Below are 19643 nucleotides of genomic sequence, written 5' to 3' on the forward strand. Positions count from 1 at the left end.
GCGCTCGAGCGGGGGACCCCCATCGGCAGGAGTACGAGAACCATGGCGAACGCACCGGTCCAGCGCATGTCCCAGTTGATGGCGAAGACGCTGCGCGACGACCCGGCGGACGCCGAGGTCCTCAGCCACAAGCTCCTCGTCCGTGCCGGCTACGTCCGCCGCACCGCCGCCGGCATCTGGAGCTGGCTGCCCCTCGGCAAGAAGGTCCTCGCCAACGTGGAGCGGATCGTCCGCGAGGAGATGGACGCCATCGGCGCCCAGGAGGTCTCGCTCCCCGCCCTGCTGCCGCGTGAGCCCTACGAAGCCACCGGCCGCTGGGACGAGTACGGCCAGGAGCTGTTCCGTCTGAAGGACCGCAAGGGCGGCGACTACCTCCTCGGCCCCACCCACGAGGAGATCTTCACCCTCCTGGTCAAGGACCAGTGCACGTCCTACAAGGACCTGCCGGTGATCCTCTACCAGATCCAGACCAAGTTCAGGGACGAGGCCCGTCCGCGCGCCGGCATCCTGCGCGGCCGTGAGTTCCTGATGAAGGACTCGTACTCCTTCGACCTGGACGACGAGGGCCTCGGCAAGTCCTACGCCCTGCACCGCGAGGCCTACCGGCGCACCTTCGAGCGCCTCGGCCTCGACTACCGCATCGTCGCCGCCACCGCCGGCGCGATGGGCGGCTCCAAGTCCGAGGAGTTCCTGGCCCCGGCCGAGGCCGGCGAGGACACCTTCGCGGACTGCCCGAACTGCGACTTCGCCGCCAACACCGAGGCGATCACCTACGAGCTCAAGCCGGTGGACGGCTCGGCCGTGCCCGCGCTCGAGGAGATCCCCACCCCCGACACCCCGACCATCGAGACCCTGGCCGCCCACCTCGGCGTCCCGGCCTCCGCCACGCTGAAGAACCTGCTGGTCAAGGTGGACGGCGAGATCGTCGCCGTGGGCGTGCCCGGCGACCGCGAGGTCGACCTGGGCAAGGTCGAGGAGCACTTCGCCCCGGCGGTCGTCGAGATGGTCACCGAGGCGGACTTCTCGGGCCGCCCGGACCTGGTCCGCGGTTACGTCGGCCCGCAGGGCCGGGGCGAGAAGGTCAAGTACATCGCCGACCCGCGCGTGGCCCCCGGCACCGCCTGGATCACCGGCGCCAACAAGGAGCACACGCACGCCAAGAACGTCGTCGCCGGACGTGACTTCGAGGTCGACGAGTACGTGGACGTCGTCGTGGTCCTGGAGGGCGACCCCTGCCCGAAGTGCGGCACCGGCCTGAAGCTGGACCGCGCCATCGAGATCGGCCACATCTTCCAGCTGGGCCGCAAGTACGCCGACGCCCTCAAGCTCGACGTCCTCGGCCAGAACGGCAAGCCGGTCCGCGTCACCATGGGCTCCTACGGCATCGGCGTCTCCCGCGCCGTCGCCGCGCTCGCCGAGCAGACCGCCGACGACAAGGGCCTGTGCTGGCCCAAGGAGGTCGCCCCGGCCGACGTGCACGTCGTCGCCGCCGGCAAGGCGCTGCAGACCGAGCTGGCGCTCGACGTCGCCGACAAGCTGGCCGCCGCGGGCGTACGCGTCCTGGTGGACGACCGGGCCGGGGTCTCCCCGGGTGTGAAGTTCACCGACGCCGAGCTGATCGGCGTACCGCAGATCCTGGTGGCCGGCCGCCGCTCCGGCGAGGGCGTGTTGGAGCTGAAGGACCGCAAGACGGGTGAGCGCGAGGAGCTGTCCGTCGAGGACGCGATCGCCCGCCTGACGGCGCAGTAGAGGAACCCCTCGGAGAGTTCTCCCGAGGCCGGCAGGCGCCTCACGAGGTTCTCTCAACCCGTTCCCCGACCGTGGGACGTGACACAGCGTCACGATCACCACGGGCGGGGAACGGTCATGGACACCAGGGAACGGGGCGCCGCAGCAGGGGTCCGCGGCGGAGCTCGACCCGACGACCTGCACGGGCCCCCTAAAGCCAACCGGCAAACTCCAACAGCAGCTCGGCATCCTTCGGCCGCCCGACCCGAAGCGCCCGAACCCCCGACTCCACGGCCCGGAACAACGTCCACCCGCGCAGCCGCTCCAGATCCACATCCAGCGACTCGGCAAGCCGCTTGATCCGCCGTCGAGTGGTCGCCGCCCCCGACGGCGTCGCGATCAGATCCTCCACCCGGTCCCGCACCAGCCGAGCCAGATCGAACGCACACTCACCGACGACCGGATCCGGCCCCACCGCCAGCCACGGCATCCGCTCACCGGCGAGCACCTTGCTCTGCCGAAACGTGCCGTGCAGCAGCCGGTGCTCAGGCGCGGACGCCGACAACTCCTCGCGCGCACCCACAGCGGCGTCGACCAGCTCCGCCACTTCGGGGAACGTGGACGCAGTCGCCCGCATCGCCTCCGCCTGCCGTCCCGTCCGCTCGGCCACCGTCTCGAACGCGTGGTCGCCCGGCGGCTCCACCCACAGCCGCCGCAGCGTCCCCGCCGCCTCCAGCAGCGCCTTCGCCTCGGGCAGCGACCGCACCGACACGTCCGGGTGCAGCCGCTCCAGCAGCAGCACTCCCTCGGCGGCGTCCTCGGTGTCCGTCTCCAGGAGCTGTACGGCGCCCAGACCGGCCCACTGCGCCAGCGCAGCCCGCTCGCTCTCGGGGCGGGCCCGGGGCGGGGCCAGCTTCAGTACCGCCGGGCTGTCGTCCGCCCGCCGGACCAGCACCACCAGGCTGCTGCGTCCGCCGGGCACCTGGACCCGCTCCACGGTCAACTCGCGCCGGGCGACCGCCCGTTCGACCGTCCCGGGCAGCCGCGTCAGCCAGTCGTCCCCGGCCGGTGCCGTCTCACCGAGTGCCCGCACCAGCCGCTGGGGCGGTTCGAAAGCCATGCGCGAGTTGTTCCCTTCCTCCTGGGCCTGCCGTAGGGGCGGCTACACGATCACGTCGTCGGGGACGCCGGGGTACGGGGTCCGGCCGCACCTGCTTCGTCGCCGGCCCGCTCGGCGAGCCCAGGGAAGGCTACGCTCTCCCCGCTCCAGCGCACCGCCCGCACCGCTGCCTCGCGCAGCGCCGCGGCCGCCGAGGCACGCCGCGCGCCGGTCGCCGTCCGGACCAGGTCCGAGTACACCCCGGCCACCCGCTCCTCCAACTCGGCGGCCAGCCGTACCGCCGCGGCCGCGTCCGGCACCTGGAACGGCAGCGCGTACGCGGCGCTCGCGGCGACCGGCTGAGTGCCCAGGTCGCGCACTTCGCGCACCAGTGCGTCCCGGCGGGCCCGGTGCGCGTCGTACGCCGCCCGTGCGTCGGTCCGCCGCCGCTGGTCGATCCGCCCGCCGACGACGCCGTAGCCGTACACCGCCGCGTGCTCCGCGGCCAGTGCCGCCTGCAGCGCGGCCAGTTCGGCCTTCCGGGTCTCGTCGCTCACTTGGCTCCCTCGGTCAGCAGGTACGCGTGGGCCGCGCCGGACGCCGCCACCGACGCCATCAGCCGGGCCAGTTCGCCCGGCACGTCCAGCAGGGCCTTGGTCCGCCGGTCGGCGAGGGCGCGCTCGGCGGCGGCGAGATCGGCGAGGGCGCCCTTCTCGGTGGCCGGCACGGCCTGTGGCGTCGCCGTGGAGGCCGCCGGGGAAGGGGATCCGGTGGCCGTGGGGGAGGGGGACTTGGTGGCAGCGGTGCCGCCGAACGCCTCCGTGTGCGCCGCCACTTCCGCGCGCAGCGGGCGCAGCCGCTCGGCCAGTGCCGGATGGGCGGCGAGCACCGCGTCGTAGCGCTCCAGCAGCCCCGCGCCGTCCTTGGCCGCACGCGCACGGGCCCGTTCGGTCGCCGAGGGGGAGTCGCCGCTGTCCCCGGGGCCCGGATCGGCCGAACAGCCCACCAGCAGGGCGGCTCCGGCGGCCGAAGCGAAAAGGGTTCTTCTGCGCGGCCCCGAGGGGGTGCGCGGCGGCGGGTACGGCACTGCAGACGTCCTCGGGGAACTCGTACGAAAGGAACAACTTCGAAAGAAAGACAGCCAAAGGGCGGCACGCCCGTGATCACGGTACCCGCGCACCCCGCGCACACCACTCACCGGCACCGCGCGTACACAGGTGGACGGCAACACTCCCCTCGACCGGATACCCTTTGACCAGACGCGCGACCCATCCCACAACAGCACACGCGGCCGAGGAGTCACCCGGATGAGCACCACCCAGAGCGAGAGGCTGCGAGAGCTTCTGGAACCGCTCGTCACCTCCCAGGGGCTGGATCTCGAGGAGATCGCCGTGGACTCCGTCGGACGCAAGCGGGTGCTGCGCGTGGTCGTCGACTCCGACACCGGAGCGGATCTGGACGCCATCGCCGATGTGAGCCGCGCGCTCTCGGCGAAGCTCGACGAGACCAACGCGATGGGCGACGCCGCGTACGACCTGGAGGTCGGAACGCCCGGCGCGGAGCGTCTGCTCACCGAGTACCGGCACTACGTTCGTGCCACCGACCGGCTCGTGAAGTTCCAGCTGGCCGAGGGCGACGAGCTGATCGCCCGGATCCTGCAGGCCGACGAGGACGGTCTCGACGTCGAGGTGCCCGGGGTGAAGGGCCGCAAGGCGACCACCCGTCGGCTCGGCTTCCCCGAGATCGCCAAGGCGCGCGTTCAGGTCGAGTTCAACCGCAAGGACAAGAAGGACATGAAGGAAGAGGAGGAGGCGTAGCCGTGGACATCGACATGAGCGCCCTGCGGGGCTTGGTTCGAGAGAAGGAGATCTCCTTCGACCTGCTGGTCGAGGCGATCGAGTCGGCCCTCCTCATCGCCTACCACCGCACCGAGGGAAGCCGCCGGCACGCGCGCGTGGAGCTCAACCGGGAGACCGGGCATGTGACCGTGTGGGCGAAGGAGGATCCCGAGGACCTGGAGGAGGGGCAGGAGCCGCGCGAGTTCGACGACACCCCGTCGGGCTTCGGGCGGATCGCCGCCACCACCGCCAAGCAGGTGATTCTGCAGCGGCTGCGTGACGCCGAGGACGACGCCACGCTCGGCGAGTACGCGGGGCGCGAGGGCGACATCGTCACCGGAGTCGTCCAGCAGGGCCGCGACCCGAAGAACGTGCTCGTGGACATCGGCAAGCTGGAGGCCATCCTGCCGGTGCAGGAGCAGGTGCCCGGCGAGTCGTACCCGCACGGCATGCGGCTGCGCTCGTACGTCGTCCGGGTGGCCAAGGGTGTGCGCGGCCCGTCCGTGACCCTCTCCCGTACGCACCCCAATCTGGTGAAGAAGCTCTTCGCCCTGGAGGTGCCGGAGATCGCCGACGGGTCGGTCGAGATCGCGGCCATCGCCCGTGAGGCCGGTCACCGCACCAAGATCGCCGTACGGTCCACCCGCTCGGGCCTGAACGCCAAGGGTGCCTGCATCGGCCCCATGGGCGGCCGGGTGCGCAACGTGATGGGCGAGCTGAACGGCGAGAAGATCGACATCGTCGACTGGTCGGACGACCCGGCCGAGATGGTGGCGAACGCGCTGTCACCCGCTCGGGTGAGCAAGGTGGAGGTCGTCGACATGGCCTCCCGCTCCGCCCGGGTGACCGTGCCGGACTACCAGCTGTCGCTGGCGATCGGCAAGGAAGGGCAGAACGCCCGGCTCGCGGCCCGGCTCACCGGCTGGCGGATCGACATCCGTCCGGACACCGAGCAGGCCGGGGAGCGTCCCGGGGAATAGATCTCGGCCGTGTGCCGCTGAGATTACGTCAGCCTGCAGCGAGCAACTGTTCGACTTTTCCCCCGATGGGGTGGGGTCGCTACGGGGAGGTAGACTTAGGAGTGTCTGGCCGGACGCGAGCCCGCGCATGCCCTGAGCGCACCTGTGTGGGGTGCAGGCAGCGAGCGGCCAAGGACGATCTGCTGCGGACCGTGGCGGAAGAGGAACAGTGCGTTCCCGATCCTCGCGGTACGCTGCCCGGCCGGGGTGCGTATCTACACCCCGACCCGGTCTGTCTCGACCAGGCGGTGCGCCGCCGGGCGTTCCCTCGGGCGCTACGCGTCCCCGGGCCGCTCGACATAAAGGCGTTGCGTCAGTACGTCGAGCAGACAGACAGTTGCTGAGCAGGCAACACAGTAGGAAAGCGAGCCGTGCGGAACCCCCCGTGCGGCCCGGTACCTCGCGAGTTCGAAAGCAGGTCGAGATTGCGATGAGCACTCGATGAGTACGCGATGAGTACGCCCATGAACTAACGACGGTCCGGCTTCAACCCGGACCTCAAAGGAGCGAAGTGGCTAAGGTCCGGGTCTACGAACTCGCCAAGGAGTTCGGCGTTGAGAGCAAGGTCGTCATGGCCAAGCTCCAGGAACTCGGTGAATTCGTCCGTTCGGCGTCTTCCACCATCGAAGCGCCCGTTGTACGTAAGCTGACCGACGCCTTCCAGGGCGGCTCCGGCAAGTCCGCCGGCAAGCCCGCCCCGCGCAAGGCCGCCCCCAAGCCCGCCGCGCCCTCTCCGGCGCAGGCGGCCCGTCCGGCTGCCCCGAAGCCGGCGGCCCCCAAGCCTCCGACGGCACCGCAGCCCGCTGCTCCGGCAGTGGCCGCGACTCCGTCGGCCCCGTTGTCCCCGGCGCCCGGCCCGCGTCCGGGCCCGAAGCCCGCGCCGCGCCCGGCCCCGGCCGCCCCGGAGTTCACCGCTCCGCCGGCCGCTCCGGCCGCGCAGGCTCCGGCCCCGCAGGCTCCGGCCGCGCAGGGTCCGGCCACGCAGGGTCCGGCCACGCAGGGTCCGCGTCCCGGTGCCCGTCCCGGTGCCCCGAAGCCCGGCGGTCGTCCGGCCGGTCCCGGCCAGGGCCAGGGCCGTCCGGGTCAGGGTGCTCCGCGTTCCGGTGGTCAGGCCCCGCGTCCCGGTGCCCGTCCGGCCGGTCCGCGTCCGGGCAACAACCCCTTCACCTCCGGTGGCTCCACCGGCATGGCCCGTCCGCAGGCCCCGCGCCCGCAGGGCGGCCCGCGTCCGGGTGGTCCCGGTGCTCCCGGCGCCGGTCCCCGTCCGCAGGGTCCCGGTGCCCAGGGCGGCGGTCCGCGTCCGCAGGCTCCGGGCGGTTCCCGTCCGTCGCCGTCCGGTATGCCCCGTCCGCAGGGCGGTCCGCGTCCCGGCCCGGCCGGTCCGCGCCCGAACCCCGGCATGATGCCGCAGCGTCCTGCTGCCGGCCCGCGTCCCGGTGGCGGTGGCCCCGGCGGTCGCGGTCCCGGTGGCGGTGGCGGTCGTCCCGGTGGCGGTGGCGGTCGTCCGGGTGGCGGCGGCTTCGCCGGTCGTCCCGGTGGTGGCGGCGGCGGCTTCGCCGGTCGTCCCGGTGCTCCCGGTGGCGGTGGCGGCGGTTTCGCCGGTCGTCCCGGTGGTCCCGGTGGTCCCGGTGGTGGCGGCGGTGGCCGTCCCGGCTTCGGTGGCCGTCCCGGCGGTCCCGGTGGCCGCGGTGGCACGCAGGGTGCCTTCGGCCGTCCCGGTGGTCCCGCGCGTCGTGGTCGCAAGTCGAAGCGGCAGCGTCGCCAGGAGTACGAGGCCATGCAGGCCCCGAGCGTCGGCGGCGTGATGCTGCCGCGCGGCAACGGCGAGACCATCCGTCTCTCCCGCGGCGCGTCGCTCACCGACTTCGCGGAGAAGATCAACGCCAACCCGGCGTCCCTCGTCGCGGTCATGATGAACCTCGGCGAGATGGTCACGGCCACGCAGTCCGTCTCCGACGAGACGCTGCAGCTCCTCGCGGGCGAGATGAACTACGCGGTTCAGATCGTCAGCCCCGAGGAGGAGGACCGCGAGCTGCTCGAGTCCTTCGACATCGAGTTCGGCGAGGACGAGGGCGACGAGGAGGACCTGGTGGTCCGTCCGCCGGTCGTCACCGTCATGGGTCACGTCGACCACGGTAAGACCCGACTGCTCGACGCCATCCGCAAGACGAACGTCATCGCGGGCGAGGCCGGCGGCATCACCCAGCACATCGGTGCCTACCAGGTCTCGACCCAGGTCAACGACGAAGACCGAGCGATCACCTTCATCGACACCCCGGGTCACGAGGCGTTCACCGCCATGCGTGCCCGTGGTGCCCGGTCGACGGACATCGCGATCCTGGTCGTCGCGGCCAACGACGGCGTCATGCCGCAGACGGTCGAGGCGCTCAACCACGCCAAGGCGGCCGACGTGCCGATCGTCGTCGCGGTCAACAAGATCGACGTCGAGGGCGCCGACCCGACCAAGGTGCGCGGTCAGCTGACCGAGTACGGCCTGGTGGCCGAGGAGTACGGCGGCGACACGATGTTCGTCGACATCTCCGCCAAGCAGGGTCTGCACATCGACTCGCTGCTGGAGGCCGTGGTCCTCACCGCGGACGCCTCGCTCGACCTGCGGGCCAACCCGCACCAGGACGCGCAGGGCATCTCGATCGAGTCCCGTCTCGACCGCGGCCGCGGTGCCGTGGCGACGGTCCTCGTCCAGCGAGGCACGCTGCGGGTCGGCGACACGATGGTCGTGGGCGACGCCTACGGTCGCGTCCGCGCCATGCTCGACGACAACGGCAACAACGTCGCCGAGGCCGGTCCCTCCACGCCGGTCCAGGTCCTGGGTCTGACCAACGTCCCGGGCGCCGGCGACAACTTCCTCGTGGTCGAGGAGGACCGTACGGCCCGCCAGATCGCGGAGAAGCGCGCCGCCCGTGAGCGCAACGCCGCGTTCGCCAAGCGCACCCGCCGCGTGTCCCTCGAGGACCTGGACAAGGTGCTCAAGGCCGGCGAGATCCAGCAGCTCAACCTCATCATCAAGGGTGACGCTTCTGGTTCCGTCGAGGCCCTGGAGTCCTCCCTGCTCCAGCTGGACGTCGGCGAAGAGGTCGACATCCGCGTCCTGCACCGCGGTGTCGGTGCGGTCACGGAGTCCGACATCGACCTGGCGATGGGCTCCGACGCCATCGTGATCGGCTTCAACGTCCGTGCGGCCGGCCGCGCGGCGCAGATGGCCGAGCGCGAGGGTGTGGACGTCCGGTACTACTCGGTCATCTACCAGGCGATCGAGGAGATCGAGGCGGCCCTGAAGGGCATGCTCAAGCCGGAGTACGAGGAGGTCGAGCTCGGTACGGCGGAGATCCGCGAGGTCTTCAAGTCGTCCAAGCTGGGCAACATCGCCGGTGTCCTCATCCGCTCGGGCGAGGTCAAGCGCAACACGAAGGCCCGCCTCGTCCGCGACGGCAAGGTCATCGCGGAGAACCTCAACATCGAGGGTCTGCGCCGCTTCAAGGACGACGTCACCGAGATCCGCGAAGGCTACGAGGGTGGTATCAACCTCGGCAACTTCAACGACATCAAGGTCGACGACGTCATCGCGACGTACGAGATGCGGGAGAAGCCGCGGGCGTAACGCCCACGGTTCGTGCTGGCCGACGGGACTCCGGTCCTGTCGGCCAGCACGCCGTTCCCGGGCTCCGACCGGAGTCCAGGGTGCGGTAAAACCCCGTCGAGCCTCAGGCAGGAACGGGGTACCGTTCTTGATGTCCCCGGCCCACACGGGCCCGGGGCCATCGATCCCGTACCGGCGGGTGAACCGGCTACACACATGTACGTGGGGACTCTGTCCTTCGACCTCCTCCTCGGCGACGTCCACTCGCTGAAGGAGAAGCGCTCCGTCGTCCGCCCGATCGTCGCCGAACTCCAGCGGAAGTACGCCGTGAGCGCGGCCGAGGTGGACCACATGGACCTCCACCGGCGAACGATCATCGGCCTGGCCATGGTCTCCGGCGACGCGGCGCACCTCACCGACGTACTGGACCGGTGCGAACGGCTGGTCGCCGGCCGCCCCGAAGTGGAGTTGCTGTCCGTGCGACGGCGCCTCCACGGCGACGACGACTGACCACAGAACGCAAGAAGAAGAAAGAACGGGAGACGGACCAGTGGCCGACAACGCGCGGGCGAAAAGGCTGGCGGACCTCATCCGGGAGGTGGTGGCCCAGAAGCTGCAGCGTGGGATCAAGGACCCGCGGCTCGGCTCGCACGTCACCATCACGGACACCCGGGTCACGGGTGACCTGCGGGAGGCGACCGTCTTCTACACGGTCTACGGGGACGACGAGGAGCGGCAGGCCGCGGCCGCCGGACTGGAGAGCGCCAAGGGCATCCTGCGCTCCGAGGTCGGCCGCGCGGCGGGCGTGAAGTTCACGCCGACCCTCACGTTCGTCGCGGACGCCCTCCCGGACACCGCCCGGACCATCGAGGACCTCCTCGACAAGGCACGGCAGTCCGACGCGAAGGTCCGCGAGGCCTCCGCGGGCGCGGCGTACGCGGGCGGCGCCGACCCGTACCGCAAGCCGGCCGAGGACGAGAACGCCGAGACGGACGGCGACGCCGCGGAATGACCCAGAAGCACACCACGCCCGACGGCCTTGTCATCGTCGACAAGCCGTCGGGCTTCACTTCGCACGACGTGGTCGCCAAGATGCGCGGCATCGCACGCACCCGCCGCGTCGGCCACGCCGGCACCCTCGACCCGATGGCGACCGGCGTCCTCGTCCTCGGTGTGGAGCGCGCCACCAAGCTCCTCGGGCACCTCGCCCTCACCGAGAAGGAGTACCTGGGCACCATCCGCCTGGGCCAGAACACGGTCACCGACGACGCCGAGGGGGACATCACCTCCTCCACCGACGCGTCCAAGGTGACCCGGGACGCCGTCGACGCCGGCATCGCCAAGCTCACCGGCGACATCATGCAGGTGCCGTCCAAGGTCAGCGCCATCAAGATCGACGGCGTGCGGTCGTACAAACGGGCCCGCGAGGGCGAGGAGTTCGAGATCCCCGCCCGGCCGGTGAACGTCGCGTCCTTCGCGGTGTACGACGTCCGGGACGCCGTCGCCGAGGACGGCACCGCCGTGCTCGACCTGGTCGTCTCGGTGGTCTGCTCCTCCGGCACCTACATCCGCGCCCTCGCCCGCGACCTGGGCGCCGACCTGGGCGTCGGCGGCCACCTCACCGCGCTGCGCCGCACCCGCGTCGGGCCGTACAAGCTCGACTCCGCGAAGACGCTGGACCAGCTTCAGCAGGAGCTGACCGTGATGCCGATCGCCGAGGCCGCCGCGGCCGCGTTCCCGCGCTGGGACGTGGACGCCAAGCGCGCCCGGCTGCTCCTCAACGGCGTCCGGCTGGAGATGCCCGAGGCGTACGCGGGCGTCGGCACCGTCGCCGTGTTCGACCCCGAGGGCCGCTTCCTCGCGCTCGTCGAGGAGCACAAGGGCAAGGCGAAGAGCCTGGCCGTCTTCGGCTGACCGGAGTCCGGACCGCGCCGCTCCACGGAGCCCAGTCCGTGGAGCGGCGGCCACGGGGTACTGCCCTTGCCGCCGCTCCACGGTCCCCCCTCGGTTCCCCCACCCCTAGGGTGTATCCAGCCGCCCCCGCCTATTCACCCGACCGGGCAGGCGCTCGGAGTGAAGCGGGGGAGCGGAAGGGGGCGCTTTCACTTCGCGTGCTGTTCCGCTGATCACCGCGCCCCTACCGTCGATCACGAGGGCGCGTGTGTACGGGCGGGGAGGTACGGCCATGACGGGTCGGGGCGGCGATGCGAACCGTACCGGGGTATTCGACCGATCCCGGGACGACTTCGGCCGGACCCGGGACGAGGGCCACCGGGACCAGGACGGGATCCGCGGGGACGGCACGGACTGTGCCGGCGACCCGGCTCGCACAGACGTCACACACGTTCTCGTCCGGATCCGCGACCTGGCCGGCCGCCCCCGCGGGGTCGGCTTCCCGGCCGACCATCACGGCACCCTTCTCACCAGCCACGAGGCCGTCGACGGACTCGCCCGGCTGGTCCTGCACACCGCCGCGGACCGCACCTGCGTGGTCGGCGCCGACGCCGTCACCCCGCTGCCCGCGCTCGGCCTGGCCCTGGTCCGCACCGAGGACCTGGGCGTGGACCCCCTCCCGTTGACCGTCCGGGAACGCGTCGAGGCCGGCACCTACGTCCGGGTCGCCGCGGGCTGCTGGCGCGAGGCACGCGTGCTCGCCGCCACCCAGGTGACATACACCGCCACCGACCGCTTCCACCTCATCGAGGACGCCCTGGAGCTGGCCATCGGCACGGCCGGCCGGGACGCGCTCCGGCTCGGCGGCGGCGCCTCCGGGGGACCGGTGCTGGACGCGGAGACCGGCGCGGTCGTGGGCGTCCTCGGCACCGCCCTGCACTCCGACCGGCGCGACGCCGGCTTCGCGGTGCCGCTGCGCCCGGCCGACGGCCCGCTGGCCGAGCTGCTCGCCCGGAACGCGGCCACCGTGCCCGCCTACGGCGCCGACCTCAACCCGGCCGGCGTCCTGGAGCTGACCGCCACCTCGGTGGGCCAGGACGGCCCGCCGGGCGCCCTCGCCGGGTACGTCGGCACCGCCGGCCCCGGCCGTGTGCAGCCGGTCGAACGCGCCGACGCGGTAAGGGAGTTGTCCGCCTTCGCCGACGGCCAGAGCGCCGCCGTGCTCGGCCTGGTCGGCGCCCCGGGCAGCGGTCGTACGACGGAACTCGCGGCCCTCGCCGCCCGCCGGGGCCGGACCGAGCGGCCCGCGCCCACGCTGTGGCTGCGCGGCGCCGACCTGAGGGACGCCGACGACTCCGTGGCCGACGCGGCCCGCCGTTCCCTGCGGCGCGCCGCCCGAATCGTTGCCGCCGCCCGCTCCGTGCACCCCGCCGACCTCGGCGACCTCACCCCCGAGCGCCTGGCCCGCCTCGCCGGGCAGGCCGGCCGCCCGCTGCTGCTCCTGCTCGACGGCCCCGAGGAGATGCCCCCCGTCCTCGCCCACCGGCTGCCCGAGTGGACCAGGGGGACGGCCGCGTGGCTGCGGGAGACCGGGGCACGGCTGGTGGTGGCCTGCCGGGAGGAGTACTGGGAGCGCGCCGGGGCCGAGTTCCCTGCCGACCTGCTGCACGGGCCGGCGTGTGTGCGGCTCGCCGATCTCACCCAGGACGAGGCCCGCCGGGCCCGGGCCCGCTACGGCGTCCCCGACGGCGCCCTCATCGACCGCGACGCCCGGCACCCGCTCACCCTGCGCCTCCTCTCCGAGGTCCGCGCCGCCCTCCCGGACGCCCCGCCCGCCGGGCCGCTCGACCGGCACGAGGTCTTCGCCGCCCACCTCGACCTGATGTGCCTGCGCATCGCGGTCCGCCTCGCCGCCGAGAACGGGCTGCGCGGCACGGCCGTACGGCGGCTCGCGGCCCGGGTGGCCGGACAGGTGCACGAGGCCGCCCGGTGCAGCCTCGGCCCCGGCCAGGGCGAGCTGGACCGGGCCTCCTTCGAGGCGGTGTTCCCGTGGGGGCCCGCCCCGGCCCGGCTCGGCGGCGGCTCCGGCTGGGCCTCCGCCGTCCTCACCGAAGGCCTCCTGGTCCCGGCCGGCGGCGGGTACCGCTTCGCCTACGAGGAGCTGGCCGACTGGATCCAGGGCATGCACCTCGACCTGGACGAGGCCCTGCACGCCCTGGTCCACCGCCCCCGCACCCCGCAGGGAGCCCACCCGCTTCCCGTCCCGCGCCACCGCGTCGGCCCGGTCGTCCAGGCCCTGCTCCTCCTCGGCCGCCAGCAGGGACCGCGCCAACTCTCCCTCCGGCTCAGGGAGTTGGTGGACGCCCTGGATCTGGCCCCCACCTCCTGGTGGGCCGCCCGGCTGCTCGCCCGCACCCTCCTCCAGGTCCCGGACGCGACGCCGTACACGGAGGTGCTCCGCCTCCTGGCCGACCGCGTCACCGCCTGGAGCCTGGGCGGGCGGCCCGTACCGTCCGAGTTCGGCCCCGCCTTCTGGACCGCCCTGCCCCTCCCGGACGCCGAGCGCTTCGCACTGCTGCGGGAGCTGGTCCTCGCGGACCAGGAACCGTCGGAGCCGGGGTGCGCCGCCGCGGGCGAGCGCTACCTGGACGCCGTGGCCCTGCTGCTCGCCGCCGAACCCGGTGCCGTACAGCCGCAGCTCACCCGCTGGTTCGACGACGAGCGGCCGCTGCCCGCGACCCCGCACGCCACCGTGGCGACCGCTGCGCAGGCCCTGCTGCACACCCACCGGCACGGGGCCCTGGACAACCTCACCGAGGTGCTCGTGGAGAGCACGCACCCCAGGGCCGACGAGCTGCTCGCCGGCCTCGCCGAGGACGAGCCCTCGGCGGTCTGCCGGGCCGTCGACCGCTGGGCCCACGACGAGCGCCCCGCCCGCCGGGTGGCCGCGGTGGCGCACGGGCTGCGCGCGGCCCCCCACGTCCGCTCGGCCGCCGACCGCGAACTGCTCCGCTACGCCGCTCTCGCCCTGCTCGCCCGCCCCGCCGACCGCACCGTGCACGGCGGCGCCCTCGCCGTCCTGGTGCGCGACCCGGACACCCGCGACCGCCATCTCGCCGAGGCCCTGCGCCACTTCGCCGACGGCGACCCGCAGTTCCCGCCCGGCGCCCTGGTCCCGGCCCTGGGCAGCCACCCCGAGCCCGTCCTCGAGGCCTTCCGTGCCCGTCTGCGCGGCGGCCCGGACGCCGGAGAGACGCTCCGCACGCTCGCCGACGTCACCGTCCCGGCCCTGGCCCGCCAGGTCGCCGCCCTCGTCCGGGAGGCGGTGGGGCTGCGGCCGGAGACCGCCGGGTACGTGGCCGCGTACGTCGACCGATGCCTCGATCAGGGCCCCGCCACCCGCCCCGTCCTGCTGCCCCTGGTCACCGGCCTCCTCGACGGCGGCCCCGAAGGGGTCCGGGCGGCCCTCGCCACCGTCCTCGCCGCCCCCGGCGCCCCCGCCTCCCACCCGCTGCGCCGCGAGCTGCTGGACTTCCTGCTCGCCCACGAGCACGAGCCGGACGTCCTGGACGCCGTCCTGCAGGCGGCGGCCCCGCACGGCGAGGGCCGGGACGCGGAGCTGCGCGCACTCGTCCACCGCACCGGTCTCCTGCTCGTCCGCACCCCCGAGGGCGCGACCCGATTCGACTGGGGCCTGGTCGTGCTGTCCCGGCACGTGCCCGGCTTCGCCGCACGGCTGGCCCGCTGGCTGGGCGAGACCCCTCAGGACTGGGCCGCGGTGGTGGGCCCCAGCGCCCGCCGCATGATCGAGAACCTGGCGGGCGTGCGCGTACCGGCCTGAGCGCCCGCCGTGAACGTGCGCCCGGTCACAGCCTCCATGCCGATGCGGGCCCCGGGCACCCGGCATGGCACCCTTAGACCTGCACAAGAGGTCAACGGTAGACACGGACACGGGTTCGAGGAGCGGTCACAGTGCAGCGCTGGCGTGGCTTGGAGGACATCCCCCAGGACTGGGGGCGCAGCGTCGTCACCATCGGTTCCTACGACGGCGTTCACCGCGGCCACCAGCTGATCATCAAGCATGCCGTCGACCGCGCCCGTGAGCTGGGCGTCCCGGCCGTCGTCGTCACCTTCGACCCGCACCCCAGCGAGGTCGTCCGCCCCGGCAGCCACCCGCCCCTGCTCGCCGCGCACCACCGCCGTGCCGAGCTGATGGCGGAGCTGGGCGTCGACGCCTGTCTCATCCTCCCCTTCACCACTGAGTTCTCGAAGCTGTCGCCGGCCGACTTCGTCGTCAAGGTGCTGGTCGACAAGCTGCACGCCAAGGCGGTCGTCGAGGGCCCGAACTTCCGCTTCGGCCACAAGGCGGCCGGCAGCGTGGAGTTCCTCACCGAGCAGGGCAAGGTCTACGACTTCGAGGTCGAGGTCGTGGACCTGTACGTCAGCGGTGCGGCGGGCGGCGGCGAGCCGTTCTCCTCGACCCTGACCCGGCGCCTGGTCGCCGAGGGCGACGTGGCCGGCGCCCGCGAGATCCTGGGCCGCCCGCACCGGGTGGAGGGCGTGGTCGTCCGCGGCGCACAGCGCGGCCGCGAACTGGGCTTCCCGACGGCCAACGTCGAGACGCTCCCGCACACCGCGATCCCCGCCGACGGCGTGTACGCCGGCTATCTGCACGCGCAGGGCGAGGTCATGCCCGCCGCGATCTCCGTCGGCACGAACCCGCAGTTCGACGGCACCGAGCGCACGGTGGAGGCGTACGCCATCGACCGCGTCGGCCTCGACCTGTACGGCCTGCACGTCGCCGTCGACTTCCTGGCGTACGTGCGCGGCCAGGCGAAGTTCGAGTCGCTGGAGGCCCTGCTGGAGCAGATGGCCGAAGACGTGAAGCGGTGCCGGGAGATCGTCGCCGAGGAGGCGTAGGCCCGCGTTCTTCCACGACACGAAAGGGCGGTCGGTGCGATGAGCACCGGCCGCCCTTCGTCGTGCCGTCCTACTGCTGCTGCGGCGGCGGGGCCTGCGGAGGCTGCCCGCCCTGCGGGGGCTGCGGATAGCCGTACAGCTCGGGCTGGGGCGGCTGTCCCTGCGGCGGCTGTCCCTGCTGGGGCGGGTACGGCTGGCCCGGGGCGGCCTGCGGGTAGGGCTGGCCCGGCTGCTGGGGCGGGTACGGCTGCGGCTGGCCCTGCGGCGGCTGGCCCTGCTGCGGCGGGTAGGGCTGCGGCGGGTAGGGCTGACCCGGGTACGGCTGGCCGGGATACTGCTGGCCCGGCATGGGCTGACCAGGCATCGGCTGACCCGGCATCGCCTGGCCCGGCATCGGCGGGGCGACCACCGGCGGCGGATTGCCGTCGCTGGTCCACAGGCCGTGCGACTGCTGGTGGCGTACGAAGTCCTCGGCGACCATGGCGGCGAGGTTGAAGTACGCCTCCCGCACCTTGGGCCGCATCATGTCGAGGTCGACCTCGGCACCGGCGGCCAGGTGCTCGTCGAACGGCACCACGACCACACCGCGGCAGCGCGTCTCGAAGTGCCCCACGATGTCCTCGACCTTGATCATCTTTCCGGTCTCGCGGACCCCGGAGATCACGGTGATGGACCGGGAGACCAGGTCGGCGTAGCCGTGCGCGGACAGCCAGTCCAGGGTCGTACTGGCGCTGCTCGCACCGTCCACGGACGGCGTCGAGATGATGATCAGCTGGTCGGCGAGGTCGAGCACCCCACGCATCGCGCTGTACAGCAGACCCGTGCCCGAGTCGGTCAGGATGACCGGGTACTGCCGGCCCAGCACGTCGATCGCGCGCCGGTAGTCCTCGTCGTTGAACGTGGTCGACACGGCCGGGTCCACGTCGTTGGCGATGATCTCCAGACCGGAGGACGCCTGCGAGGTGAACCGGCGGATGTCCATGTACGAGTTGAGGTACGGGATCGCCTGGACCAGGTCGCGGATGGTCGCACCGGTCTCCCGGCGCACCCGTCGGCCGAGGGTGCCGGCGTCCGGGTTCGCGTCGATGGCGAGGATCTTGTCCTGCCGCTCGATGGCGAGGGTGGAGCCGAGGGCGGTGGTGGTGGTCGTCTTGCCGACACCGCCCTTGAGGCTGATGACCGCTATCCGGTAGCAGGACAGCACCGGCGTGCGGATCAACTCCAGCTTGCGCTGCCGCTCGGCCTCCTCCTTCTTGCCGCCCAGCTTGAAGCGGGACGAGGCGGCCGTGGGCCGGCCGCTCTTCGCCTTCTGCTTCTTGGAGTTGAGCAGCCGGTCCGAGGACAGCTCCACGGCCGCGGTGTAACCCAGCGGCGCCGCACCCGGGTTGGTCATCTGCCGCTGGTCGTGCTGCACGGGCTGCGGCCAGGCGGCACCGGCACGCGGGTCGGCGACCGGCTGCGGGGCACCCTGAGCGGCTTCGGGGTTCTGCGGGGGCTGGGGCTGCTGTCCCGGCTGCGGGAAGCCGTAGCCGCCGGGCTGGGCCGGCGGGATGGGGGTGCCGGGCTGCGGAGCGCCTTGGGCGGCTTCGGGGTTCTGCGGGGGCTGGGGCTGCTGTCCCGGCTGCGGGAAGCCGTAGCCGCCGGGCTGAGCCTGGAGGTTGGGGGTGCCGGGCTGCGGGAAGCCGTAGCCGGACTGCGGGTTGGGGCCGCTGGGGGCCGGCTGCTGTCCCTGCTGGGGGACGCCGTAGCCGCTGGGCTGGGCCGGCGGGGTGGGGGCGCCGGGGTGCGGAGCGCCTTGGGTGGCCTCGGGGTTCTGCGGGGGCTGGGGCTGCTGTTCCGGCTGCGGGAACCCGTAGCCGCCGGGCTGAGCTTGGGGGTTGGGGGTGCCGGGCTGCGGGAAGCCGTAGCCGGACTGCGGGTTGGGGCCGCTCGGGGTCGGCTGCGGCGCCGGAGGCTGCGGGAAGCCGTAACCGCCCGGCGGGGTCTGCTGCGGAGCCGGTGCGGGTGCCGCCGGCTGCTCCGCCATGGGGGCGGGGACGCCGGGGGCACCGGGGACTCCAGGAGCGCCCGGGGCGTAGGGCTGGCCGGGCTGCGGTGCGGGCTGCGTCGGAGCCTGCGGGGCCGGCATGCCGGGCTGGTTCCAGGCGGCGGGCGCGGGCTGCGGTGCCTGCGGCTGGAACGGCGGCTGCTGGGGCGGCGCGGCCGGGTGCCCCGGAGCGGCGTGGGGCTGCGCCTGGGCAGCGTGCGGCTGCGGCATCGACGGGTCGGCCGGCTGCGGCTGCGCGGGCCACTGTGCGGCCGGGGTCGGCGCGGCGGGCTGGTAGGAGGGCGGCAGCGGGGGCACGTTGCCCTGCGGCGCCGGCGGGGGAGCCCAGCCGGGCTGGGCTCCCGGTGCGGCTTCTGGGGCTATGGGGGCGGATCCGGCGGCCTGTGCGGCTTCGGGGCCTGCGGGGGTGGATCCGGCGGCCTGTGCGGCCTCGGGGGCTGCGGGGGCCGATGTGGCGTCCTGCGCGGCTTCGGGGCTCGCGGCGATGGGGCCGTCGCCCTGCGCGTCCGCACCCGCGGCGGGAGCCTCGCCCGACTGGGCGTCGCCGTTCTCCGCGGCAGCCGACTGCGCCTGCCTGCTCGGTGCGGAGGCCGCCTCCGGGGACGCGCCGTCGGCCTGGGCGGCGTCGGCGCCGGCTGTGTCTTCCTCGCCGTGCTCGTGCTCGCTGACGGGCGCGGACTCGTCGCCGGTGTCCGGGAGGCCGGTCTCCGCGGCGCCCTTGTGGGCGTCCGGCTCCAGGCTCTCGGACGCGGTGTCGCCGCTGTCCGGCTCCTCGCCCACGTGCGCCGTGGCGGCAGCGGTGGACTTGTCCTCGGCGTCCGTTGCCGCGTCCGCCTCCGGAAGGGCGTTGCCGTAGCCATCGCCGTCACCGCTCGCCGTCGACTCGGCAGTACCGACCGGCTGTTCGGCGGAGGGCTCGTTGCCGTGCGCGTGGCTGCCGGTGTCGGCGTTCGTCCCGGCCTGCTCGGCAGCGGTCGCCGTGGCCGACCGCTCCGCGATCTCCCGCTTCAGGGCGGAGGAGGAGATCCGCATGGTCGCGCCGCTGACGAGGTCTCCGCTGTCCCCCTCGGTCGGCACCAAGGGCGCGACGACAGGGGTGACCTGGGCCTCGGGCGGGGCGACAGGCGTTGCCGGGGGCGCAGGCGGGGCGACAGGAGTGGCCGGGGCCTCGGGCGGGGCGGCAGGGGCTGACCCCGCCGTCCAGGCCGGCTGGAAGCCGCTGCCGGGCGGCACGTCCGGAACCCCGAAAGGCTGGCCGACCGGCGGCGGAGGTGCGGCGGGAGTGGCCGCCGGGGGCGGCACCGGAGCCGACGCGGGCGCACCGGTCGTACCACCCGACGCGTTCTGCGTGTACCAGGCGGGCGGCGCGTAGTCGATCGTGAACTCGCCCGTCATCTCGATGCCGGACTCCGCGTCGGTCTGGTCGTCGTCGGGTGTGTCCCAACCCCCGCGGATCCCGTCCCGATCGCTGTTCACAGTTCCTCCTGGTGTGGTCGAACAC

General features: G+C 73.4%; 14 protein-coding genes. 10 read left to right on the plus strand and 4 right to left on the minus strand.

What is annotated here, in order from left to right:
* Positions 1-42 precede the first annotated feature (42 nt).
* Positions 43-1749, plus strand: a complete 1707-nt coding sequence (locus tag ACIRVH_RS34385; protein ID WP_403961613.1) for a proline--tRNA ligase — start codon at positions 43-45, stop codon at positions 1747-1749.
* A 190-nt stretch (positions 1750-1939) separates the two neighbouring features.
* Here the strand turns inward: ACIRVH_RS34385 and ACIRVH_RS34390 are convergent, their stop codons facing one another.
* The 3 genes from ACIRVH_RS34390 to ACIRVH_RS34400 are packed head-to-tail and all read right to left on the minus strand — an operon-like array spanning position 1940 to position 3914.
* Positions 1940-2848, minus strand: a complete 909-nt coding sequence (locus tag ACIRVH_RS34390) for an aminoglycoside phosphotransferase family protein (protein ID WP_403961617.1) — start codon at positions 2846-2848, stop codon at positions 1940-1942.
* A 50-nt stretch (positions 2849-2898) separates the two neighbouring features.
* Positions 2899-3384: a ferritin-like domain-containing protein gene (locus ACIRVH_RS34395; protein WP_403961620.1), complete on the minus strand. Its 486-nt coding sequence runs from the start codon at positions 3382-3384 to the stop codon at positions 2899-2901.
* Positions 3381-3914, minus strand: a complete 534-nt coding sequence (locus ACIRVH_RS34400; protein WP_403961623.1) for a hypothetical protein — start codon at positions 3912-3914, stop codon at positions 3381-3383. Before ACIRVH_RS34400 ends, ACIRVH_RS34395 begins: the two co-directional genes overlap by 4 nt.
* Positions 3915-4134: 220 nt before the next feature.
* On the opposite strand from ACIRVH_RS34400, the gene rimP reads away from it, so the two are divergent.
* From rimP to ACIRVH_RS34445, 9 genes are all read left to right on the plus strand, one after another.
* Positions 4135-4644: a ribosome maturation factor RimP gene (gene rimP, locus ACIRVH_RS34405; RefSeq protein ID WP_403961626.1), complete on the plus strand. Its 510-nt coding sequence runs from the start codon at positions 4135-4137 to the stop codon at positions 4642-4644.
* Between the two features lie 2 nt (positions 4645-4646).
* Positions 4647-5645: a transcription termination factor NusA gene (nusA, locus tag ACIRVH_RS34410; protein WP_403961629.1), complete on the plus strand. Its 999-nt coding sequence runs from the start codon at positions 4647-4649 to the stop codon at positions 5643-5645.
* 101 nt (positions 5646-5746) lie between these two features.
* Positions 5747-6028: a YlxR family protein gene (locus tag ACIRVH_RS34415; RefSeq protein WP_403961632.1), complete on the plus strand. Its 282-nt coding sequence runs from the start codon at positions 5747-5749 to the stop codon at positions 6026-6028.
* A gap of 167 nt (positions 6029-6195) precedes the next feature.
* The gene (gene infB, locus ACIRVH_RS34420) at positions 6196-9303 is read left to right on the plus strand and encodes a translation initiation factor IF-2 (protein WP_403961635.1); all 3108 of its coding nucleotides are present in this window, start codon (positions 6196-6198) and stop codon (positions 9301-9303) included.
* Between the two features lie 195 nt (positions 9304-9498).
* Positions 9499-9792, plus strand: coding sequence for a DUF503 domain-containing protein (locus ACIRVH_RS34425; protein WP_403961638.1), 294 nt, complete (start codon positions 9499-9501; stop codon positions 9790-9792).
* 40 nt (positions 9793-9832) lie between these two features.
* Entirely contained in the window at positions 9833-10294 is a 462-nt protein-coding gene (gene rbfA, locus ACIRVH_RS34430; protein ID WP_403961641.1) for a 30S ribosome-binding factor RbfA, read from the plus strand.
* Positions 10291-11196: a tRNA pseudouridine(55) synthase TruB gene (gene truB, locus ACIRVH_RS34435; RefSeq protein ID WP_403961643.1), complete on the plus strand. Its 906-nt coding sequence runs from the start codon at positions 10291-10293 to the stop codon at positions 11194-11196. The genes rbfA and truB overlap by 4 nt, the downstream gene beginning before the upstream one ends.
* Positions 11197-11467: 271 nt before the next feature.
* A complete protein-coding gene (locus tag ACIRVH_RS34440) occupies positions 11468-15016 on the plus strand; it encodes a trypsin-like peptidase domain-containing protein (RefSeq protein WP_403961646.1) in 3549 nt (1182 codons plus the stop codon).
* A 131-nt stretch (positions 15017-15147) separates the two neighbouring features.
* Positions 15148-16095, plus strand: coding sequence for a bifunctional riboflavin kinase/FAD synthetase (locus ACIRVH_RS34445; protein ID WP_393483582.1), 948 nt, complete (start codon positions 15148-15150; stop codon positions 16093-16095).
* Positions 16096-16165: 70 nt separating this feature from the next.
* Here ACIRVH_RS34445 and ACIRVH_RS34450 read toward each other — a convergent pair whose 3' ends face one another.
* Positions 16166-19618, minus strand: a complete 3453-nt coding sequence (locus ACIRVH_RS34450; protein ID WP_403961649.1) for an SCO5717 family growth-regulating ATPase — start codon at positions 19616-19618, stop codon at positions 16166-16168.
* Positions 19619-19643: the final 25 nt, after the last annotated feature.

The organism is Streptomyces sp. NPDC101165 (assembly GCF_044768135.1).
GTDB lineage: Bacteria > Actinomycetota > Actinomycetes > Streptomycetales > Streptomycetaceae > Streptomyces.